Genomic DNA, 21,117 nt, shown 5'->3' with positions numbered 1-21,117 from the left:
CACGCGTTGAAAAGAACACCATGCCGCTGCGACCAACCTTCTTTTGTCCGAAGACCTGGGAATCCATGACCGGCGACGAATCCTGCCGCTTCTGCTCCGTCTGCCAAAAGGAGGTGCACAACCTTGCCGCGCTCGATCCCACCGCGCGTCAGACCCTGCTGAGCTCCCCCGCCGCCAAACTCTGCGGGCGCTACCGCGCCGCGATCCGTCGCCCCTCCCCGGGCCGCGAGATGGCTTACTGGCGCCACCTTGCGCGCTACGGCGCGGGCGTCGCTGCGGCCGGGGCCGCGACCTTCGTGTTCTGGGAGTCAAGTGCGCACGGCGTCGGTCCGGTGGACTACATCGTCGGCCAGAGCACGGGAGCGCCGGATATGCCTCGTCGTTACTATCGGGAGGACACGACAGTCCTGCTCGGCGACATATGCGAACTACCCGCGCGACCGGGACTGATCGAGCCGATCTCGACAGAAGAGGGCCTTACGCCAACCGCGACGCCGCTGTTGGCACAGCAGCCACCCCGATTCCACCTTACGGTCGAACAAGTGCGGGCCCTACTCCCGCAACTCGCCACGTCGGTGCCGCTCGACCTCACGGACCGCGCAGCACCGGCTGGCCCGTCGGCTGGCCCGGCGGTGCGTTGATCGGCTCCTGGGTGACGAGGATCTCGGCTGGTGGCTGGTGCTCGTTGGGCAATCGGTAGGTCAGGCTACCCGAGCCACCGTGATAGGAGGTGGGCACTTCACCCACCCGCGTGAAAGCCGCGTCATCCGCCGGGCGCACCCACAGCTGCAGGGTTTGACCGGCCGGCGGCGTGGGCAGGTTGTAGAGATTCAGGAATCCGCGGTGCTGGCTTTCGTCGTAGACCGACCAGGCATAGGGGTCGCGCGGCGTGGCGTCGGCGTCGTTTGCGCCGGCGTCGTCGTCCGCTCCACCGGTCGGATCTCCGGCCGCCGGCGGCTGGTTGGCGGCATCCACGTCGTCGCCGGTGCCGTCCGGCACGTCGTTGCCCGCAGCCGTGGCCTCCGGTTCGAGGGCGATGATGCCGGGCTCGGTGAGCAGATTGAGCGCAAAGTCGAGCAGACCCTTTCGTTCCCCCGCCGCGTAGCTCTCCGGATCGACCAGCTCCATCGCCGCCAGGCGATTGACGCCACGTTCCGTGAGAGCGTAAGCGGCGAGCTGCCGCAGAACCTCCGTGTGCTCCGCCCCCAAACGCGCGTTGTCGGCGGCCAGTTGTTCATACGCCAAACGGATCTCGCGCAGGCGTCGCAGCTCCTCGGGGCCGATCATGATGGGCGTGTCGCCTCCGGCCGGCATCGATTCCGCACTCGCCACCGCACGGGCGGTTGCGCCCTCACCGGACGCGCTGCCCGCTGTGCCCTGATGCTCCGCAACGTCGGACGTCGCGGGCGCGTGGGATGATTCGGTCGTCGCCGGTTCGCGGCCAACCGATGTCGGACGAGCGAACTGCCACAAGTTGAGCGCGAGCAGCAGCCCGGCCGCCAAGGGCCAGGCCCAGCGACGCCAGATCGGCGGCGCGACCGCCCGCCGCGGCTCGCGCTCAACCACCGCCAGCACCTGATCGAGCACCCGTCGCTGATCGGTCGCGGTCATCGACTCAGGCGGCGCGGCACCGGTGGCGAAGGCGGCGAGCGCGTTCTGCGTTTCGCGCAGGGCGCGTTGCAGGTTCGGATCCAGTGCGAGTCGTTCCTCAAACGCCGCCCGGGACTCGGCGTCCAAATCATCCATCAGGTAGCGCAACGCATCGAAGTCGGAGGGATTATTCATGGCTGGCGACGAGTTGACGCAACTTGGCGAGGCCGCGGCGCAGGTGGTTTTTAACGGTGCCCAACGGCATCCGCAGCGCGGACGAAATCTGGGGATGGGTGTAACCGGAGAAGAACGCCAGCTCCAGCGCGCGACGTTGGGCCGGCGTGAGGTTTTGGAGTTGGCGTCCGACGTGGTCGGCGGCGTCGAGAGTTTCGACAGCCGCAGGCGCCGCCGAGGATTCGGCGCGCTCCGACCACTCACGTTCGAGCGCCGCCTGCAGGCGCTGTTGGCGGGCGCCGCGTCGCACTCGATCGAGCGCGACGTGACGCGCGATGAAGACGAGCCACGACACCACTTCACCGCGCGCCGCATCGAAGGTGTGCGCCTGTCGCCAGACTTTGACGAAGGTGTCCTGCACCGCCTCCCGCGCGTCCTCGGGATCCTCCAGGATTCGCCGCACGATACCGTGCGCGACCGGCGCGAGATCTTGGTAAAGCAGGTGCATGGCTTCACGCTCGCCAGCGGCGAGGCGGGCGATCCAACGGCGGTGCGCCGCCAGCGCGTCGGCGTCAAACAGGGGCACTCGAAATGGAAACGGGGGCGAACAAGAGGTTCCCGCGACGCCGGGCGAAATCGCCGGCGTCGCGGCCGGCGGTTCAGAAATCCAAACGCAGTCCGAGCGTCAGCGCATGCGCTTCCCGATCCCAACTGGTGGCCAAGTCAAGGTAGTCGTAGCGCGCCGTCAGTTGCAGGCGGTCGGACAAGTCATAGGCCGCCGCGACACTGCCGCCCAGACGCAGTTCATCGGAGGAGCGCGAAATGAACGGAATGATCTGCACCACCGGGCTGTCCGAGCTCGTCCGCAACGAGGCATCGCTGAAGACCCAGTGCAGCTGCGGCGCGACACTCAGCGTGAGCCGCGGCGTGGCCGCCCAACTGAGTTCCGGCGCAAAACTCACCACCTGCACTTCGTCGCTGTAGGCCATGGTGATGCTGCCGGCTTCAACATCGGTGGAGGTGATCACGACATCCGCCACCGAGGTCGCGGTCGTGCGGCCGAAGTGCTGGTAAGCCACCCGCAGACGGAAGTGGTCGGTGAAACGGTAACCACCGGCAACCAAGGCGACCGCCGTGTGGTCGTCGTCGGAGAAGGTCGGATCGGTCAGCGCAGTCGGCACGACATTGGCGTCGGCCGCCGGATCGGGCGGCAGCAGACTGGTGAGCGAGTAGTCGCCACCGGAGAAGGTCGCGACACCGGCGCCAGCTTCGACAAAGAACCCCTCGGCGTGAGCCAGAGAAACGGCCACCGTCGCTGCGACGACGGGGAGTAAACGAGACATGGATTTCATGGTGCAGATATTGATTTAGGTGAATGCGAACCCCGCCGCGGTCGCCGGCTAACCGGACAGCGTGCTCAAGTTTGGATACGCTGGCGGTCATCACCTTGGATTCACCCCGGCATCCTTTTCTTTCACCGCAAACGTCGGCGTCTCCGCCCTTGCACGCCGCCGTCCCCCCCGCTCACGTAGCCACATGCAGTTGACCAAGCACTGGGCCACCACGCTCGCAGATTACGTGATCGACCTCGGTTGGTCGGCCGACGGCGCCACCTTGGCCGCCGCCTCGACCGACGGCCCGATCACGCTTTTTGCCGCGACTGATGGCACGGTGCGGCACGCGCTCGATGGCCACGAGGACGGGACCGATGTCATCGCCTGGCACCCGAGCCAGGCCTTGCTCGCCACCGGTGGCCAGGACGGCGCGGTCAAACTCTGGGACGGCGCCACGGGGCAACAAACCGCCTCGGTCGACCTCGAGGCCGGTTGGGTCGAGCACCTGGTTTGGTCGCCGACCACCAAGGACCGCGCGCCCATCATTGCAGCCGCCGCCGGACGCCACCTCGTGCTGCTCGGCGCCGACGGCGCGGTGCGCCATCGTTTTGATGCCGCCCCCAAGACCATCAGCGCGCTGGCCTGGCAACCGGCTGGTGGCTGCGTGGCCGCCGCCTATTTCGGCGGCGTCGTATTGTGGGATGCCGATGACTTCGTCGCGCAAAAGGAGTTTCCCTACGCCAACGGCATCCATGCCCTCGCGTGGTCGACCGACAACCGCTGGCTCGTTTCCGGCAACCAGGATCCGTCCGTTCACCTCTGGCTGCCAGAGCAGGACCAGGAGTTCCACATGAGCGGTTACGAATCGAAGGTGAAGGACATCGCCTTCGACCACTCCGGCCGTTGGCTCGCCACCGGCGGCGGTGCCGAGGGTTGCATTTGGGACTGCGAAGGCGCGGGGCCCGAAGGCCGCGAACCCGCCATGCTGCCCCACGACGCCCGCATGTGCGCGGTCGCGTTTCAGAACCAGCACGGGCTCCTCGCCACCGCCGCACAGGACGGCTCCGTGCGACTGTGGAGCCCCGATCGTCGCCAACCCCTGCGCGCCAACGTGAAGTTGCCCACGCCCGCCACTCGCCTCGCTTGGTCGCCCGACGACCGCTACCTCGCCATCGGCAGCGAGCAGGGCATCGTCTACGTGCTCAAGGTGGAGAGCTGAGCCGAAGCCCTCTTTCTCTTGCTTCTTTATCTTTCTCTTTCTCCCCACGGAGCGAAACACGACCGCCACTCGGCCGACGGGGATAAAGAGAAAGACGAAAGAAGAAAGAATCGACCCAACACCATGCACAACCTCATCCCTGCCGACGACGCCCGCAGCGGTATCGACCCCGCCCATACCCGCGCGATCAAAGGCTGGGTCACGGAGCTGTTGGAGCTGGGTGAGGACGACGTGGTGAGCGTGATGGAATCGTCCTGTGTCGACCCCGGCTGCCCCCTCGTCGAAACCCACATCGTCGTCTTCGGTGCCGACGGCTCAACGCGGCGGTGGAAACTCACCCGGCAACGCTACGCCGTCGCGAAGTTCATCGTGCAACAGGCGCTGACGGCGCCGCCGGCTTGACCGCCCTGATACTCTTCCCCGTGGCAACTCGCCGGGAGTTTTTGCATAAGACCTTGTGGTCCGCCCTCGCCATGTGGGCGGCGCCCACCGCCTTGTGGGCGGCCAACGGCCGCGTGCACATCGTCAAGAAAGGCGACACCCTCATCGAAATCGCCCGCGACTACGGCACCACGGTGCGCGCGATCAAGGACGCCAACAAGCTGCGCTCCGAGCTCATCAAGGTGGGGCAAAAACTGTCCATCCCCGGTGGCAACGGCATCGCCACCGTCACCACCTACATCGTCGCCAAGGGCGATACCCTCGGCAGCATCGCCCGCGATCACCGCACCGACGTGCGCACGCTCAAGCGCATCAATCACCTCTCCTCCGATCTCATTCGCGTCGGACAGAAACTTTCCCTGCCTTTCATCGACTATACCCCCAGCGCGCTCATCGCGCCGGTCGTCGCGGCCACTCGCAAGATCCGCGTCGATCGCTCGCGCTGGAAATACATCGTTTGCCACCACAGTGCCATCGAGGCGGGCAACGCCGAGGTCTACGGCAAGGCCCACCTGCGGCGCGGCATGGAGCACGGTCTCGCCTATCACTTCGTCATCGGCAACGGCCGTGATTCCGGCGACGGCGAGATCGAGATCGGACCGCGTTGGACCAAGCAGCTCCGCGGCGGTCATGTGCGCAAAACCGCGGTCAACGACAGCGGTATCGGCATTTGCCTTGTCGGCAACCTGCAGAACCACCGCCCGACCACCCGTCAGCGACAGGCGATGAACGATCTGCTCGGTTTCCTCAACGACGGCCATGTGCGTTCCAACGTCGAGGTCACGGTGCACAAGTGGGTTGATAAGAACCACACGCTCTGCCCTGGGAAACACTTCCCCTACGACGATCTGAAACGCTTCGGCTGAGCCGCCCGCTCTCGCCGGCAGGGGCGAACGCGACACCGCGTGCCCGGAATCTGGATACTCACGCGTGCCGCTGGTGGGGCCGTCTTTTCGGGAACTCGACCATTCCCGGCGAGTCCCAACGGATCTATGCCCCTCCCACGCCCCACCCCGCTCATTGGCGCGCTTCTTTTGGTAGCCCACAGCTTCATCGCCAACGCCGCCGCTGCCGCGCAGCCGACCGCGTATGTGATGGTCGATCCCACGACCCTTTTTCAACGCGATGTCGTGCAGATCACTGGCATCAACGATCAGGGGCACCTGATCGGCAACCACTACCTCACCGCCAGCACCACGCTACCGGTGCTCTGGATTCAGGGGCGAACCTACGAACTCACTCTCCTGCCCAATTTCAGCCGCGGCAACGCGGTCGATATCAACAACGACGGCACCATCATCGGCAACAGCGTTGGTTCCTCGGGCGGCGGGACGGGTATGATCTGGAACGCGGGGCAGCCCACCGCATTGCAGGACCTGATTGGGATCAATGCGGCCCCGAGCGCCCTCAACGACAACGGTGACATCGTGGGTCGGGTATTCGGGCCCGACAACCGGAGCTGGGGCTTCACTTACCTCGACGGCGAGCTGCAGCAGATCAACACCACTCTCGAAAGCACCTCGCTGAACGACGTCAACGCCGCCGGGATCAGCGTCGGCGCATTCCAGCAGAATAGTTCCTCGTCTGGCCGGGCCCTGCGGCGTGAAGCCGGCAGCTCCATCAACATCGGTTTCAATCAGGGCACGATCAGCAGCGCCACCGCCATCAACGATGCCGGGCAGATCACTGGCTGGGGCTACGCCGACACCTTTACCGGCCGCCACGCCTTCCGGCATCGGCTCGTGAACGGCGTCGGTCAGATCGACGACCTCACCCCGCCCTCCGCGACCGAGAGCGCCGGCCAAGCGATCGCCGAGGATGGAACCGTCTTCGGTTGGGCAACGTTCCCCGGCGAATCCGCCGACGTCGCCATGCTCCTCGCCGGTGCCGACAGCGTTCGCCTCGCCGACCTCACCATCGGCGACGACCAGGTCACGCTCGCCCGCGTCAACCGATTGAACCGCCGCGGTTGGCTCGCGGTGGAAGACGTTTGGACCGGTGACCCGCGCACGCCAGTGTCACCCAACTACCTGCTCATTCCCCGCACCGAGGCCACGAGCACCTTTGCCAACCTCTCGGTGCGCGCCAACCTCGACGGCTCCGCGCCGCTCATCGTCGGCACCGCCACCGCCGGCGGCGCCCAGGAGGTGCTCGTGCGCGGCGTCGGCCCGGGTCTCTCCCCCTACCTCAGCGCGGGCACCCCGCTCGCCGGCGACCCGGCCCTACAGGTCTTCGATGCCAGCCAAACCGAGCTCGCCACGAACGATGATTGGGACGCGGCCGCCACCGGCGACGCCATTGCCACCGCCCAGGCTTTCCCGCTGCCCCTCGGCAGCACCGATGCCGCGCTGGCCACGACGATCGACGGCCCGACCTCCGCCCATCTCACCAACACCGGCGCCGAAGGCATCGGGCTGATCGAGCTGTTCAGTCTCGCAACAGCCGACCCCGCCAAACGTCTGGTCAACCTCTCCGCGCGCTATCAGGTGGGCACCGGCGAGAACACCTTCATCGCTGGCTTCACCATCACCGGCGACGGCCCCAAGACCGTGCTGATCCGCGGCGTCGGACCCAGCCTCAGCGATCACGGCATCACAGATCCCGTCGCCGACCCCGAGATCGTGCTCTTCAACGGCACCGGCGAGATCGTCGCTCGCAACGACGACTGGAGCGGCAACCTCGTGAGTGTGTTCGACGCGGTTGGGGCCTTCGCCCTGCAAACCGACAGCAAGGACGCCGCCATGGTGCTGCCACTCTGGCCCGGCCTCTACACCGTGCACCTGCGCTCCGTCGACGACGGGGCCGGCCAGGGTCTCATCGAGATCTACGACCTCGACCTCTGAAGCGGTCGCAACCCACCAAAACGACACGACCTTCTGGAGGCAGTCGCCCCGTCCTTCCCATCAAGCGAGTAGCCACCTTCCTCGACCTCCGATACCCCCCGCCACCTCAACACACTTGTCACGTAGCTCGTGACAAACTCCCCATGTGAACTGTCACGTCATACGTGACAGCTGGCTCCAGGTTACTTGTGTGTCGGGCCTTACGCCGGACATCGTGCGCTGCGGTAAAACTGAAGGAAGCGGCGGGTTCTGCCTGCCGCCGCAGGTGGAATTGACCCAATCCCTAGAGCGCGGCGATCCAATAGCTCCCGTAAAACCTAAGCCTGCAGGCACGCCTCGAGCGCCGCCCGCATTGCGGACTCGTCCAGACCGACGCCAATGAAGACCAGCTCCTGCCGCCGGTCACCGTGCGGCTCCACCCACGCGGCCTGCACGCCCGGGGGCAACTGTTCACGCGTGGCGCGTCCCGCCTCAATCATCGCCGCCCACCAGGGATTGAGGGTATCCCACCGGCTGATACCGCCGGCGAGGGACAGGAAATGCATCTCGTCCGGCGCCTCCGCCAGCCACAGGAAACCTTTCGCCCGCACCAGTCCCGGCACGCCGGCGTCCACCCACGCGCGCAAGGCCTCGCGGCGAAAGGCGCATCGCGCCTGATACACAAAGCTCGTCAGCCCAAAACGCGTCTCATGCCGCGCGGGCATCGGTTTCGCCACCAAGCCGCCCGCCGGCCGCTCCGCGATCGCGTTGAGCGACTTGATCCAGGCCGCGCCTCCGAGGGTCTCGCTCGCGTCAAAACGGGATCGGTCCACCAAGGACTCGCTGGTGATCTGCCCCTGTTCGGTTTCCACCACCTCCGCCCGCGCGTTGAGCCCGGCCACGGCCTCTCGCACCGCCGCCAGATCATCGGTTTCGGCCCGGTCACACTGGTTGAGGACGATGAGATCGGCGCACTCCACCTGCTCCAACATCAACTCCACGAGCGGACGGGGCGCGCCGGCGACGACCGGCGGATTGTTTTGCGCCGAGGTGCCTGCTCGCATGTCGCGGAGTTGCTCGGCCAACACCGCGACGTCGATCACCGTCACGAGGTTCGCCAGCGTGCAAAAGTCCGCCAGCGAACGCCCAAAGGGATTTTTCTGCACAAACAGCTGCGCCACCGACCGCGGCTCGGCCACACCCGAGGACTCGACGAAGATGTGGGTGAACTCCCCCTCGGTCGCCAAGCGCGCGAGCCCCTCGCCCAGATCGTCCCGGTTCGAGCAACACACACAACCGTTCTCCAGTTTCACGACCTCAGCTCCTCCGCCCAAGGTCTCAACCACGGCGCCATCGATGTTGAGTGCCGCCACATCGTTGACGACCGCGGCCCAGCGTCGTCCCTCCGCCTGCGCCAACACGTGTCGCAACAAGGTCGTCTTGCCGGCCCCCAAAAAGCCGCTCAACACGGTCACACCGGGTCGGCGCGTCTTTGCTTCGAGGGAGTCAATCACGTGTCCGAACAGAGCCAGCGGTTCCGATCGTGGCGATCTCAACTTTGAATAGGCCTAAATTCACCTATTCCGGCAGTCTGGAATCTATCTTAATCATTCCCAGATATTTCCGAGATCAATGCACCTGCCCATAAAATGAGAATGAGAACCATTCTCTAAAAAAGCATTGACCGAGTCTGAGAATGAGACCGTATCGCAACACGTTCTTTGTGCGACGGGGTCTCACCAACAAGGTATGCGGTGAGCCCCACCACCACCAAGAAACCGGCCGACCTGGAGACGGGTTGAGCTGGTCACGGTCCATCGGCCGCCGGGTTTGGTCGCCCGGCGGCCATCCGCCCTTTTCCGCCCTCTCCTTTCCTTCCACCGCCTTTCCCTATGCAGTCCACCCTCGCTCCCTCCGCTTCCTTCGCTCGCCAGCTGCCTCGCCGCGCGGCGCCCTTCGCGGCCGCACTCGCGGCCACCGGCGCCAGCGCCGCGGCTCAAACCGCCATCGCCACGACGTCCGGCGAGGCCACCAACGACGAGGTCGTTCAGCTCGAGGCCCAGACCGTCGAGGGCTCCCGCGAGCGGCAGCTTTCCTCCCCGCGCTTCAACGCCCCCCTGCTGGACACACCCCAAACCATCACGGTCATCCCCCAACGCATCATGGAGGAGCAGGCCGCGACGTCCCTGCGCGATATCCTGCGCAACTCCCCTGGCATCACCTTCCAGGCCGGCGAGGGCGGCACGCCGGCCGGTGACCAAATGACCATTCGCGGCTTCTCCGCCCGCACCGATATGTTTGTCGACGGGGTGCGTGACCTCGGCGGCTACGCCCGCGACGCCTTCAACCTCGAACAGGTCGAGGTCGCGAAAGGTCCCTCCTCCTCCACCGCCGGCCGTGGATCCACCGGCGGCTCCATCAACCTCGTCACCAAGTCGCCTATGCAGGGCCAGCACCGCACCGGCTCCGTCGTCGTCGGCACCGACAACTTCACCCGTGCTACCCTCGACCTCAACCAGCCGCTCAGCGCCGACGGCGACAAGGCCATCCGTCTCAACCTCATGGCCGCCGACGCCGATGTGCCCGGCCGCGATGTCGTGAACAACTCCAGCTGGGGCGTCGCGCCGTCCTTCGCCCTCGGTCTCACCGGCCCCACCCAACTCACCGTCGCCTACCAGCACCTCGAGCAGGACAACGTGCCCGACTACGGCATGCCCCGCGCCACTTTCGACGCCGATCCCGCCGTGCCCTTCTCCAACTGGTATGGCCTAAAACAACGCGATTACGAACGCATCGATCAGGATCTCGCCACCGTCACCGTTTCGCACCAGGGCAACGGTTTCACCCTGCGCAACCTCACCCGTTTCGGCCGCACCTACCGCGACTCCGTCATCACCGCGCCACGCTTCGTATCCGGCAGCGACACCGTCATCCGCCGCTCCGACTGGAAGTCGCGCGACCAGACCGACGAGGTCTTCTCCAACCAGACCCACTTCACCACCGAACTGAACAACGGCGGCGAGGTGAACCACGCCCTCAGCGCCGGCGTCGAATTCACCCGCGAGACCGAGAAGAACTACACCCGCGTCGAGGATCCCAACACCGTCCTGCCCGACACCGACGTGGTTTCACCGAATCCCAACGATCCCTACAACGGCAACATCACCCGCAACGGCGCCTACAACCGCGGCCAGGGCGACACCTTCTCGCTCTACGCTTTCGACAACCTCTTCGCCGGCCGGCAGTGGCAGGTCTTCGCCGGCGCCCGCTACGATCACTTCGAAGCCGCCTACGACGTCGTCGACGAGACCGGCGCCAAGACCAGCTACGCCCGCACCGACGCCGAAGTCAGCGGTCGTCTGGGTGTCACCTACAAGCCCATCGAGAACGCCTCGATCTACGCCGGCTACGCCAACTCCTTCAACCCTTCGGCCGAAGGCCTCAGCCTTACTTCGCGCCGCACCGACCTTTCGCAGGTCGATCCCGAGCAAACCGACTCCTACGAGCTCGGCGCCAAGTGGAACACCCTCGGCGGTCACCTCTCGCTCGGCGCCGCGCTCTTCCGCACCGAAAAGACCAACGCCCGCACGCCCGGCATCGATCCCAACGACCCGCCCGTCGTGCTGGAAGGTCGCGAACGCGTCGACGGCATCGAGCTCTCCGCCGCCGGTCGCATCAACCGCCAGTGGGATGTCTTCGCCGGCCTCTCCCTCATGCAAAGCGAGGTCATCGCGTCCAACGACGCCGACCTCGAGGGCCTGGAACTCGGCCTTACGCCCACCACTTCCTTCAACCTCTGGAGCACCTATCGCCTGCCCGGCGGCGTCACCCTCGGCGGCGGCGCTCAATACATGGACAGTGTGCCGCGTAACACTTCGGTGAATACACAGGAAATTCCCGCCTACTGGCTCTTCAACGCCATGGCCTCCTACCAGGTGAACGACGCCCTCACCCTCCGCCTCAACGCCACCAATCTCACCGACGAGCGCTATATCGACCGCATCGGCGGCGGCCACCACATCCCCGGCCAAGCCCGCCAGTTCCTGCTCAGCGCCTATTACTCGTTCTGAGCCCTGTCCATTCTTCCTCGTTTCAGTGCGTAGCCGGTAGGCGAAGCCATCCGTGTCCATCCGTGGTTAAAAAAATACCTGCCTCTCAGCCATGATTCTCGCCATTCCCGACATCCTCCCGCCCGCCGTCCTCGCCGACTGCCGCGCCAAGCTCGAAGCCGCCGACTGGGTCGACGGCAAGGTCTCCGCCGGCCATCAGGGTGCCCGCGTCAAAAACAACGAGCAGCTGCCCGCCGAGCATCCGGTCGCCGTCGAGGTGGGCAACGTGCTCCTGTCGGCCCTCGGTCAAAACCCGCTCTTCATGTCGGCCGCGCTCCCGCTGCATATTCTGCCGCCCATGTTCAACCGCTACGCCGGCGGCCAGACCTTTGGCACGCATGTCGACGGCTCCATCCGCACCATCCCCGGCACCGGCCAGCGCATCCGCACCGACCTCTCCTGCACCTTCTTCTTCGCCGGCCCGGACGAATACGACGGCGGCGAACTTATCATCGAGGACACCTACGGCTCGAAGTCGGTGAAACTGCCGGCCGGCCACCTGATCCTCTACCCGTCGACCAGCCTGCACCAGGTCACGCCCGTCACCCGCGGCACGCGCCTCTGCTCCTTCTTCTGGCTGCAGTCGATGATCCGCGCCGACCAGGACCGCTCGATGCTCTTCGACCTCGACATCGCGATCCAACGCTTCGGCACCGAAATGGCGACGCACCCGTCGGTCGTCCAACTCACCGGCGTCTACCACAACCTCCTCCGCCGCTGGGCGGAGATGTGAGGCGCGGCAACGCCCCCACCTTCCCGATGCCCGCTTCCCGCAACACGCCACCGCCCCCCACCACCGCCGCCGACTGGCTGCAACGCGGCCATCACTGCGCCGCATCGGGCCGGATGGCGGACCTGCGCATCGCCCTCGATTGCTACGACCGGGCGCGCGAGAGCATCGACCCCGACCTCAGCAACCCCGTCGCCCTCCAGACCCTCGCTCTCGCCTGGCTCAACCGCGGCAACATCCTTCAACAGATGGGCCCGCTGCACTACCCCGGCGCTCACGATGCCTACGACGCCGCCAGTGCCGCGCTCTCCAGCCTCGAGCTCACGCCCGAACGCCGCCTCAACCACGGCGCCCTGTGGACCAACCGCGGTCAACTGCTCATCCGCGAACACCAAACTCTCGCGGCCCGCCACGCCTTCAATCGGGCGCTTGCCCTGCTCGAGCCTGCGCTCGACGACGCGAGGCACGGTGCCATCGCCCGACGCAACGCCGCCGGTGCCGCGATCGACTTGGTGCAAACCTACCTGAATCAAGCCGACGAGCACCACGACTTGTCCTCTACGATCGAGCCGCTGCTCGCCAACGCCGTCGCTTGGTTGGTCCCCATCCAGGCGACCGACGCCATCGCGGCCACGCTCGCGCTGGAGGCGGCCCGGATCGATCTTCTGCTCCGCGAGCCCCGCCTCGACGCCGACACCTTTGGCGAATTCACCGATCAGCTCGAAGCCGCGTTGGCCCTCGCGACCGCCTGGCTCCATCGCGGCCACCCTACCGCCCGCCTGCTCGCCGCGTCACTCTTTCAACTCGGCGCCGAAGCCTACGGCCGGCACCAGCCGCACTTCCTCCTCGAGTTTCTGCGCGACGCGCTCGATCCCGCCAGCGGTCCGGCGCCCTTCGCCGCCGAAACCGACTTTCATTTCATCGCCGACCGGGCCCTCGCCCGTGTCCGCGCCGACCTTGCCCGGCCCCGCGCGCTCAACGTCGATGAGGCCTCCGCCCATCATTTGCTCGCCCTCCAACACGAGTTGCAGGTAACCCCCGCTTGGCTGCGCCCGTCTCCCACCTCCGACTCCCGCTCCATCGCCTGACCGCATCGCCGCCGTGCCCCGTTTCCGTTCCATCCTCTTCTGGATTCACCTCGCCGCCGGCCTCGTCTGCGGCGTGATCATCTTCATCATGTCGTTCACCGGCATCGCGCTCGCCTTCGAGAGCGAACTCGTCGCCTGGTCCCAACGCGACGCGCGAACGCTGACTCGATCCGAGATGGTGCAACGTCCCGCCGACGAGCTGCTCCAGGCGTTTGCAGAAAAAAACCCGGACCTGCAGCCCACCGCGCTGACCCTTTCGTCCAACCCCTTCGACGCCCCGGTCATTCACCTCGGCCGCCGCGAGACCCATCCCTTCAATCCCGCCGACGGCAGCATCCGCGAACCGGCCTCGCACGCCATGGAAAATTTCATGCGCACGATGGTGTCGTGGCACCGTTGGCTCGCCCGCGAGGGCGACAGCCGCGCGACCGGCAAGGCCATCACCGGCGTGAGCAACACCGCCTTTCTCGTGCTCGCGATCACCGGCCTCTACCTGTGGTTTCCGCGCAAGTGGGCCGCGCGTGCCTTTCGCCCGGCGCTATGGTTCAACGGCTCCGCCGGCAAGGCCCGCGACTGGAACTGGCACAACGTATTCGGATTTTGGATGCTCATTCCCATCGCGGTCATGAGCGCCACCGGCACGGTCATCTCCTACCGCTGGGCCGGCGACCTCGTCTACCGCATCGCCGGCGAAGAGCCCCCCGTCCGCCGCGGCCCGCCCGGCCCGCCGACGTCCCCGTCGGCTGCGCCGACAGTTGTAGCCGGGGTCGGTGACCCCGGTCCGACCGCGTCGCCCACCACCGAATCCATCCCCCTCGATACCTTCTTTACCCTGGCCGCCGCCGACCAACCCGATTGGAGCACGCTCAGCCTGCGCCTCCCGGTGGTAGGCACCACCACCGAAGTCACGGTCAAAACGCCCCACGACTGGCCCCGCACCGCTTCAACCACCCTGACCATCGACGCCGCCGCCGGACTCGGCACCGCGGCAATCATCGACCGCCAGACCTTCGCCGACCAAAGCCCCGGCCGCCAAGCCCGCATCTGGATGCGTTTCCTCCACACCGGCCAGGCCCTTGGCTGGTGGGGCCAGTTGCTCGGTGCCATCGGCTGCCTCGCTGGCTGCTTCCTCGTCTACACCGGCTTCGCCCTCAGCTACCGCCGGTTCTTCGGCCGGCCGGCCAAAGTCGCGACCACGCCTACCCACTGATCGTTCTTCAACCGGGCTCGCCGCACCCCCGTCGCTACGAGCCCTTTTTTACCAACCTTATGAGACTGAGTCCCATTTCTAATTTCCAATCCACGATGAACCACTCCGCTGCTTCTCCGTCCCAACTCCTCCGCTTCGGCGCGACGCTCCTGGCCCTCGCCTTCACCGCTCACGCGCAGATCGCACCCGACGCCGACACGATCTCGCTCGGCGAACTCACCGTTACGGCCAAGCGCGAGTTTCGCACCTCCCAGGGCGCGACCAACCTGCCGCTCACCATCAAGGAAACGCCGCAGACGATCAGCACGATCGACCAGCAGGCCATGCGCGACTTCGCCACCTCCGGCACCAACGACGCGCTGCGCCTCGGCACCGGCCTCACGGTCGACGAATGGGAAACCAGCCGCACGTCCTACAGCTCCCGCGGCTTCGACATCATGCTCACCCAAATCGACGGCCTCGGCATGACCAACGACTGGGGCCTCGTTGTCGGCCAACAGGACACCTACCTCTTCGATCGCATCGAACTCATCCGCGGCGCCAACGGCCTGCTCACCGGCGTCGGCAACGCCTCCGGCACCATCAACTACGTGCGCAAGCGCCCCATCAACCACGACGGCGGCGAGTTCAGCGTGCGCGCCGGCTCCCACGACCTCGCGCGCGTTGCCCTGGATTACAACAAGGTCCTCACCGACTCCGGTTCCTGGGCCGCCCGCTTCGTCGTCGCCCACGAGGACAGCGACTCCTACCTGCGCGGACTCCACGATCGCCGCACCTCCGCCTACGGCGTCGTCGAGGGCCAAGTCGGCACCGCCGGCGTGCTCACCGCCGGCTTCGCCTACACCGAATATCTGCAGCAGTCGCCCATGTGGGGTTCGCTCACCCTGATGCTGGCCGACGGCTCTCAGACCGAGTTCGATGCCTCCGCCTCCACTTCGCAGGACTGGACCTATTGGGAACTCAGCTCCGCCAACGCCTTCGTCGAGTATGCCCACACCTTCTCCGACGACTGGGCCGCTTCGCTCACCTACAACCACCGCACCGGCAACAGTGCCACCAAGCTCTTCTACGCCTACTCGCTCACCGGCACCCTCAACGCCGACCGCACCGGCCTGCTCGGCTGGCCCTACCGCAGCCAGGGCGACTCCCGCGCCGACATTGTCGACGCCAATGTCTCCGGCCGCTTCCAGGCCTTCAACCGTAGCCACGAGGTCATTGCCGGACTCAGCCTGTCACGACAGGACAACTACACCGATGCCTACAACATCGTCAGCTCGCCCAGCGCCGTGCTCCCGGCCTTCCCGTATGCCGGCGATATCTACGCCGAGCCGGTTTGGGGTGACACCTACGTTGGCAGCGACGGCGACCAGTCGCTCGTGCGTTTCTACGCCGCCACCCGCCTCGCGCTCACCGATCACGTGAAGGCCATCGGCGGCCTCAACGCCATCCAGCTCAAGCGCGACGGCACCTCCATCTATGGCGGCGGCGTCAACCTCGACAACGAGACCACCGAAAAGGTCAGCCCCTACGCCGGCCTCACCGTTGACCTCACCGACAACCTCCTCGCCTACGCCTCCTACTCCGACATCTTTCAGGCCCAGGACCAGCGCGACATCAACGGCGCCTTCCTCGCGCCGATGAAGGGCGTGAACTTCGAGATCGGCCTCAAGGCCGAGTGGCTCAACCGCCGCCTCCTCACCACCGCCGCCTACTTCGACGCCCAGCAAAAGGGCCTCGCCACCGAAGCCGGGTTCGATCCGGTCGCCCAACGCTCCTACTACGAGCCCCGTGACGTCACCTCGCGCGGCTTCGAACTCGAAGCCACCGGCCGCCTCGGCGAATCCACCCACCTCACCGCCGGCTTCACCCACATGGACCTCACCGGTCCGGACGGGAACGACATCTACGAGTGGGTCCCGCGCACCATCGTGAGCCTGCGCGCCGACACCCGCCTGCCCGCCCTGCCCCAGCTCCGTTTCGGCGCCGGCCTACGCTGGCAGTCCGACATCGAGAAAAACGGTGGCGCCCGTCAGGACGCCTACCTCCTCGTCAACGCCTTCGCCGCCTACGAGCTGAACCAGTCCGCCACCATCCGCCTCAACGTCGACAACCTCACCGACGAAAAAGTCCTGCGCACCGTGCAATACGGCGCCATCTACAACGCCCCCCGCCAGTTCTCGATCGCCTTCGACTACAAACTCTGAGGCCCACTGCTCCGCAACCAAACCTCCCGTTACACCGGATTGTTCTAAACCACGAATGGACACGAATGGGCTTCACTACCGTTTCGCCTCCAACCCGGTTGTTTAGCTGCGGTGCGTAGGCGGTAGCCGAAGCCTTTCGTGTCCATTCGTGGTTAAAAGAAACTTCAGCTCCATGCGTAAGCGTCTCTGGCAACTGCACTCCTGGCTCGGCCTCTTTGCCGGGCTGGGCCTCGTCCTCATCGGCCTCACCGGCAGCGTGCTCGTGTTCCATCACGAGATCACGCGCGCGCAGCAGCCCGAGGTCGTGTTGCGGGAGTCGCCGACCGACGCCCCGCGCCGGCCCTTGTCGGAACTCATCGCTGGCGTCGAAGCGTCCGCGCCCGATTTCTGGGTGCGCGGCTGGTTGCTCTACCACGGTGACGAACGCCGCGACGTGGCCTACGTCACACCGCACGCCGACGCCAACGACTGGCACATCGTCACGGTCGATCCCGCCACCGGTGCGATCGGCACCCCGGCGCCCGTTGCCACCCACGACACCATCTACGGTTGGTTCGTCGACCTGCACTACACCTTCTTCGCCGACCACGTGGGCCTCGTCATCACCGCGTTGCTGGCGATCGTGTTCATCTTCCTCAGCCTCTCCGGCCTCTACCTGCACCGCGCGTTCTTCAAGACCGTCTTCCGACTGCGCTGGGGCCAAAGTTGGCGCCTGTTTTCGTCCGATCTGCACAAGGCCGTCGGCATCGCCTCGCTGCCCTTCAACGTGCTGCTCGGTTTCACCGGCGCCTACTGGAACATCGCTCACGTCATCGAGGAGATGAGCCATGAGCACGAGGAGGAGGAAGTCTGGACGCCCTACGAAGGCCGCCTCGATCGCGTCGATGAACTCCCCGCCCTGGCCGAAGCCAAGTGGCCCGGTTACGCCTTCAACTACGTCTACCTGCCGACCGCCGAGGACAAACAGTTCTACGTTTTTGGTCAGACCGAACCCGGCGCGGCCTTCCGCAGCCGCTACGGCAGCAGCCTCTGGCTCGACGCCGCGTCATTGGAAATCAACACCGAGAAGGACCTGCGCACGGCCGGCTTCTGGGCGCGGGTGGTCGACAGCTTCGAGCCGCTGCACTTCGGCGACTTCGGCGGAATCGTTTCGAAGATTTTCTGGTGCCTCGCCGGCCTTGCCCCCGGCGCCCTCACCCTCAGTGGCGCCATGATCTGGTTCCACCGCCGCCGGAAACCGGCGCGGTCCGCCTAGGATCTTTGTTTTTACAGAAGGAAACGCAGGGGACCAAGGTAGCCGGAAAATGAATACGGCCGATGCCGTTCGGATTAGAATCCGGACGACATCGGCCGCAAAACCGGCGCTTGGACCCGCGGGATTTTACCGGGTGAAACCAAGATCCCGACGCGTCGTGGGAGGCATACCTTTCTCCTGCTTCGTGCGCTTCGTTACCGTCTGTAAGAAATCCAAATCCGGAGAGCGCGGTTCGCCGCTCAGGAAGCCGCGTCGAGCTTGAGCTCGATCGGCATCACGGCGCGGACCTTGACGGCCTTGCCATCACGCACAGCCGGTTCGAAACGCCATTGCTCAACGGCCTTGACGATGCGGCGGTTGAGCGCGCGATCGACCGAGGACAGCACCCGCACATCGCTCGCCTGACCGTTCTCATCGATGGTCACCCGCACGCGGATGTTTTGACCCGCGTCATGGATCGAAAGCTCCGGCGCGACGATCTCGGTCGGCTGCGGCGCGGTGAGTGCCTTGGGCGCCACATCCTGATACGGAAACGCCAGTGCGGAGGATGCCAGCAGCGCGGAAGTGAGCAGAGCGGAAGAGAGGAGTTTGAAGGATTGGTTCATGGTAAGAAACCGCAGGGCGGTAGTTTGGAATTTGGGTTTAGTTTGGGAGAGAGACGCGAAGCTCGCGTTTTCTATCCCCCTATTCGCACCGCCCGTGCCAAAGGTTTCTTAATTTTACTATTCCCTGTTTAATAGAATCTTACGATTATTCATCAAATCACTTCAGGTCCTCTTAGGTGCCGCTGCCGAGATTCGCGCCTCCCAAAAATGGGAACCGTATCGTCGTCTCCGACGCCCCAAAGACCGATTCGCACCATCCGAGCACGAGCTCGCAACAACGGGAACAATCAGCGCCTGCCCGGATTGTCGCTCATCGGAGCAGCGATCGGCGGCCAACGATCGTGTCTGGCCAGCGCGTCGCTGACCAACTGCGCCACTTCCGCACCGAGCTCGTTTTCAATGATTTCGAAAAACACCATATCCAATCTGGTCACCCATTCCTGCTCGCCCGCTTGTTGCTCGCCCAGTGACCAGGTTTGAAACCAGCGTCGGCTTCCTTCGTCCCGATAGACCGTATCCATTGCTCGCAACAGCTTCAGCTCCTCCTCACTCGATAGAACCTCCCCCGCTTGGTCCAAGGTCTTCAGCAACACCCGACGGTAGTTGTAGGCCTGGGTTCGCAAACTGTAGAGCTCCATCGCAAACGCTTGGTCATGCTCGTTTGCCGCGATCGGCCTGAGAGAGGCTAACGCTGCCTCGCCCTCTTCCAATCGATCGTCTCCGTTCATCTCCGCACGGTTTGCGGAGGCCAAACTATGCAGGGCGACGAGCAGCTCCATGACTTGCTGTATTCGCCGTGGATTCTCGGGGAACCGCTTGGCCACCATCGCACCAAACAACTCCCGCACCGCCCCGACCACCTGGGCGTCGTCATAGGTCGGTTCAACCGGCATCGGTCTCACTTCAGCAGAACCAGCCGGCGCTCTAGCGGTGCTTGCTTCTTCCGCTACCGCAACCGGAGTCGGACTCGAAACCACTTCGCTTTCCGGCTCCTCCGCCCTTTCAGGTATCATGCTCGGCACAAGCAGAGCCGCTAGCAACACCACCAAACCAGCCACGCCTATCGCCGCAGCCAAGCGCTGACGACGCCGATGACGGGAGCGTTCAGGGGAAGTCACACCCCTCAGCCTAGCGGCGCTGAACCGCAGGGAAAGTCCGATGCGCTTGGACAGGCGATCAAATGAGGCAGAAACTCACCCCGCGCTGCGCGCATGGCGACAGATCCGGAAGGAAATCAACATCGCCCCGGGACGTAACGACCCACGCCGCCGCTTGCGCGCTGAGCACGTCAGGTGTCACTTTGACCAAACCCTTCGTCCATGACTCCGCTGCTCATCCGTCACACCACGCACTATCGCTATTCCAGCCCGGTTTCGCTGGGAGAACATCGGCTGCTGCTGCGGCCGCGGGTGGGGCATGACCTGCGCATCACCAGTTCCAGCCTCAACCTCACGCCGACGCCCGCGAAAGTCACCTGGACGCGCGATGTGCACAGCAACTCCGTCGCCATCGTGCGCTTCGACCCCACACCAACCCAAGAGCTGGCCATTTACAGCGAGGTCCATGTGGAACACTACGATACCAAGCCGCTCGACTTCGTGGTCGAAGACCGCGCGGTCAACTACCCGTTCGTGTTTGATCCGGCCGAACGCATTGAGCTCACGCCTTACCTCACGCCCGTCTTCAACTCCGACCAGAAAGCCGTCGGTGCTTGGGTGAAAACCTTCGCTCCGGTCGGTCAGGCGATCGAGACCTACGTGCTGCTGGACCGGATCAACCGCACCATCGCTGAGACTTTCCGCTACAATGCCCGCGAGGAGCCCGGCGTGCAACGCCCGGCCGACACCCTCAAAACCATGTCCGGTTCCTGCCGCGACTTTGCCACCCTCATGATCGAGGCCTGCCGCTTCCTCGGTCTGCCGGCCCGCTTCGTGAGCGGTTACGCCTCGACCGAGGACATTCCCGCCGCCATGGGCGCCACCCACGCGTGGACCGAGGTCTTCCTGCCCGGCGCCGGTTGGAAGGGCTTCGACAGCACCGGCGGCATCGTCACCGGGCCGAACCACATCGCGGTCGCCGTAGGCCGCGATCCGGAAAGTCTCCCCCCCGTGGCCGGTTCCTTCTCCAGCCCCAACGCCGACGTCACGTCGGAGCTCCAAGTCGATGTCAGCGTCACCCGAGAATCTTAATCCCGCCGCGCCCTGCGTGCACTGCGGCGTGCCCGTCACCCACTACGTGGGCGGCGAACCGATTTGCGACACCTGCTACCCCCTGCGGGGCTCATGTTGCCAGGAGTGGGATGAGGACGCGGGCGACGACGTGACGGCCGACTAACG

19 protein-coding genes are annotated in these 21,117 nt (G+C 65.4%); 13 read left to right on the top strand and 6 right to left on the bottom strand.

Translation table 11 applies throughout. From position 1 onward, the window contains the following. The first annotated feature begins 20 nt into the window (after window positions 1–20). Window positions 21–641: a hypothetical protein gene (locus AC0MRV_RS02795; protein WP_472762906.1), complete on the top strand. Its 621-nt coding sequence runs from the start codon at window positions 21–23 to the stop codon at window positions 639–641. On the opposite strand, the gene AC0MRV_RS02790 is transcribed toward AC0MRV_RS02795, so the two are convergent. From AC0MRV_RS02790 to AC0MRV_RS02780, 3 genes are all read right to left on the bottom strand, one after another. Continuing rightward, window positions 589–1,785: an anti-sigma factor domain-containing protein gene (locus AC0MRV_RS02790; RefSeq protein WP_472762905.1), complete on the bottom strand. Its 1,197-nt coding sequence runs from the start codon at window positions 1,783–1,785 to the stop codon at window positions 589–591. The two genes, AC0MRV_RS02795 and AC0MRV_RS02790, sit on opposite strands and share 53 nt — an antisense overlap. Then, entirely contained in the window at window positions 1,778–2,350 is a 573-nt protein-coding gene (locus AC0MRV_RS02785; RefSeq protein WP_472762904.1) for an RNA polymerase sigma factor, read from the bottom strand. Before AC0MRV_RS02785 ends, AC0MRV_RS02790 begins: the two co-directional genes overlap by 8 nt. Before the next feature lie 73 nt (window positions 2,351–2,423). Next, complete coding sequence (locus tag AC0MRV_RS02780; protein WP_472762903.1) at window positions 2,424–3,107, bottom strand: hypothetical protein; 684 nt, start codon at window positions 3,105–3,107, stop codon at window positions 2,424–2,426. 193 nt (window positions 3,108–3,300) lie between these two features. Between AC0MRV_RS02780 and AC0MRV_RS02775 the strand changes: the two genes are divergently transcribed. From AC0MRV_RS02775 to AC0MRV_RS02760, 4 genes are all read left to right on the top strand, one after another. Next, complete coding sequence (locus tag AC0MRV_RS02775) at window positions 3,301–4,317, top strand: WD40 repeat domain-containing protein (RefSeq protein ID WP_472762902.1); 1,017 nt, start codon at window positions 3,301–3,303, stop codon at window positions 4,315–4,317. Window positions 4,318–4,440: 123 nt separating this feature from the next. Further along, complete coding sequence (locus AC0MRV_RS02770) at window positions 4,441–4,719, top strand: hypothetical protein (RefSeq protein ID WP_472762901.1); 279 nt, start codon at window positions 4,441–4,443, stop codon at window positions 4,717–4,719. Between the two features lie 20 nt (window positions 4,720–4,739). Continuing rightward, window positions 4,740–5,624 (top strand): peptidoglycan recognition protein family protein, encoded by an 885-nt coding sequence (locus AC0MRV_RS02765; protein WP_472762900.1) that lies wholly within the window; start codon window positions 4,740–4,742, stop codon window positions 5,622–5,624. A gap of 126 nt (window positions 5,625–5,750) precedes the next feature. After that, window positions 5,751–7,601, top strand: a complete 1,851-nt coding sequence (locus AC0MRV_RS02760; protein ID WP_472762899.1) for a hypothetical protein — start codon at window positions 5,751–5,753, stop codon at window positions 7,599–7,601. Window positions 7,602–7,918: 317 nt separating this feature from the next. On the opposite strand, the gene AC0MRV_RS02755 is transcribed toward AC0MRV_RS02760, so the two are convergent. Then, on the bottom strand, window positions 7,919–9,094 hold the full coding sequence (locus tag AC0MRV_RS02755; protein ID WP_472762898.1) for a CobW family GTP-binding protein: 1,176 nt from the start codon (window positions 9,092–9,094) through the stop codon (window positions 7,919–7,921). 378 nt (window positions 9,095–9,472) lie between these two features. Between AC0MRV_RS02755 and AC0MRV_RS02750 the strand changes: the two genes are divergently transcribed. From AC0MRV_RS02750 to AC0MRV_RS02725, 6 genes are all read left to right on the top strand, one after another. Then, window positions 9,473–11,650 carry a TonB-dependent receptor gene (locus AC0MRV_RS02750; protein WP_472762897.1) on the top strand — a complete coding sequence of 726 codons (2,178 nt, stop codon included), beginning with the start codon at window positions 9,473–9,475 and terminating at the stop codon, window positions 11,648–11,650. A 91-nt stretch (window positions 11,651–11,741) separates the two neighbouring features. Beyond that, window positions 11,742–12,422: a Fe2+-dependent dioxygenase gene (locus AC0MRV_RS02745; protein ID WP_472762896.1), complete on the top strand. Its 681-nt coding sequence runs from the start codon at window positions 11,742–11,744 to the stop codon at window positions 12,420–12,422. Between the two features lie 26 nt (window positions 12,423–12,448). Continuing rightward, the gene (locus tag AC0MRV_RS02740) at window positions 12,449–13,507 is read left to right on the top strand and encodes a hypothetical protein (RefSeq protein ID WP_472762895.1); all 1,059 of its coding nucleotides are present in this window, start codon (window positions 12,449–12,451) and stop codon (window positions 13,505–13,507) included. A gap of 13 nt (window positions 13,508–13,520) precedes the next feature. After that, window positions 13,521–14,717, top strand: coding sequence for a PepSY-associated TM helix domain-containing protein (locus AC0MRV_RS02735; protein ID WP_472762894.1), 1,197 nt, complete (start codon window positions 13,521–13,523; stop codon window positions 14,715–14,717). A gap of 95 nt (window positions 14,718–14,812) precedes the next feature. Further along, on the top strand, window positions 14,813–16,921 hold the full coding sequence (locus AC0MRV_RS02730; RefSeq protein WP_472762893.1) for a TonB-dependent siderophore receptor: 2,109 nt from the start codon (window positions 14,813–14,815) through the stop codon (window positions 16,919–16,921). A gap of 172 nt (window positions 16,922–17,093) precedes the next feature. Then, a complete protein-coding gene (locus AC0MRV_RS02725) occupies window positions 17,094–18,176 on the top strand; it encodes a PepSY-associated TM helix domain-containing protein (RefSeq protein WP_472762892.1) in 1,083 nt (360 codons plus the stop codon). Between the two features lie 239 nt (window positions 18,177–18,415). Here AC0MRV_RS02725 and AC0MRV_RS02720 read toward each other — a convergent pair whose 3' ends face one another. Next, a complete protein-coding gene (locus tag AC0MRV_RS02720; protein ID WP_472762891.1) occupies window positions 18,416–18,781 on the bottom strand; it encodes an energy transducer TonB in 366 nt (121 codons plus the stop codon). Window positions 18,782–19,068: 287 nt separating this feature from the next. After that, window positions 19,069–19,674 (bottom strand): hypothetical protein, encoded by a 606-nt coding sequence (locus AC0MRV_RS02715; protein ID WP_472762890.1) that lies wholly within the window; start codon window positions 19,672–19,674, stop codon window positions 19,069–19,071. Between the two features lie 426 nt (window positions 19,675–20,100). On the opposite strand from AC0MRV_RS02715, the gene AC0MRV_RS02710 reads away from it, so the two are divergent. Continuing rightward, the gene (locus AC0MRV_RS02710; RefSeq protein WP_472762889.1) at window positions 20,101–20,970 is read left to right on the top strand and encodes a transglutaminase family protein; all 870 of its coding nucleotides are present in this window, start codon (window positions 20,101–20,103) and stop codon (window positions 20,968–20,970) included. Continuing rightward, window positions 20,945–21,115, top strand: a complete 171-nt coding sequence (locus AC0MRV_RS02705; protein ID WP_472762888.1) for a hypothetical protein — start codon at window positions 20,945–20,947, stop codon at window positions 21,113–21,115. The genes AC0MRV_RS02710 and AC0MRV_RS02705 overlap by 26 nt, the downstream gene beginning before the upstream one ends. The last annotated feature ends 2 nt before the right edge of the window (window positions 21,116–21,117 follow it).

Source organism: Actomonas spartinae, assembly GCF_051209155.1.
Classification (GTDB): Bacteria; Verrucomicrobiota; Verrucomicrobiia; order Opitutales; family Opitutaceae; genus Actomonas.
This window is presented reverse-complemented; position numbering and strand designations above follow the sequence as displayed.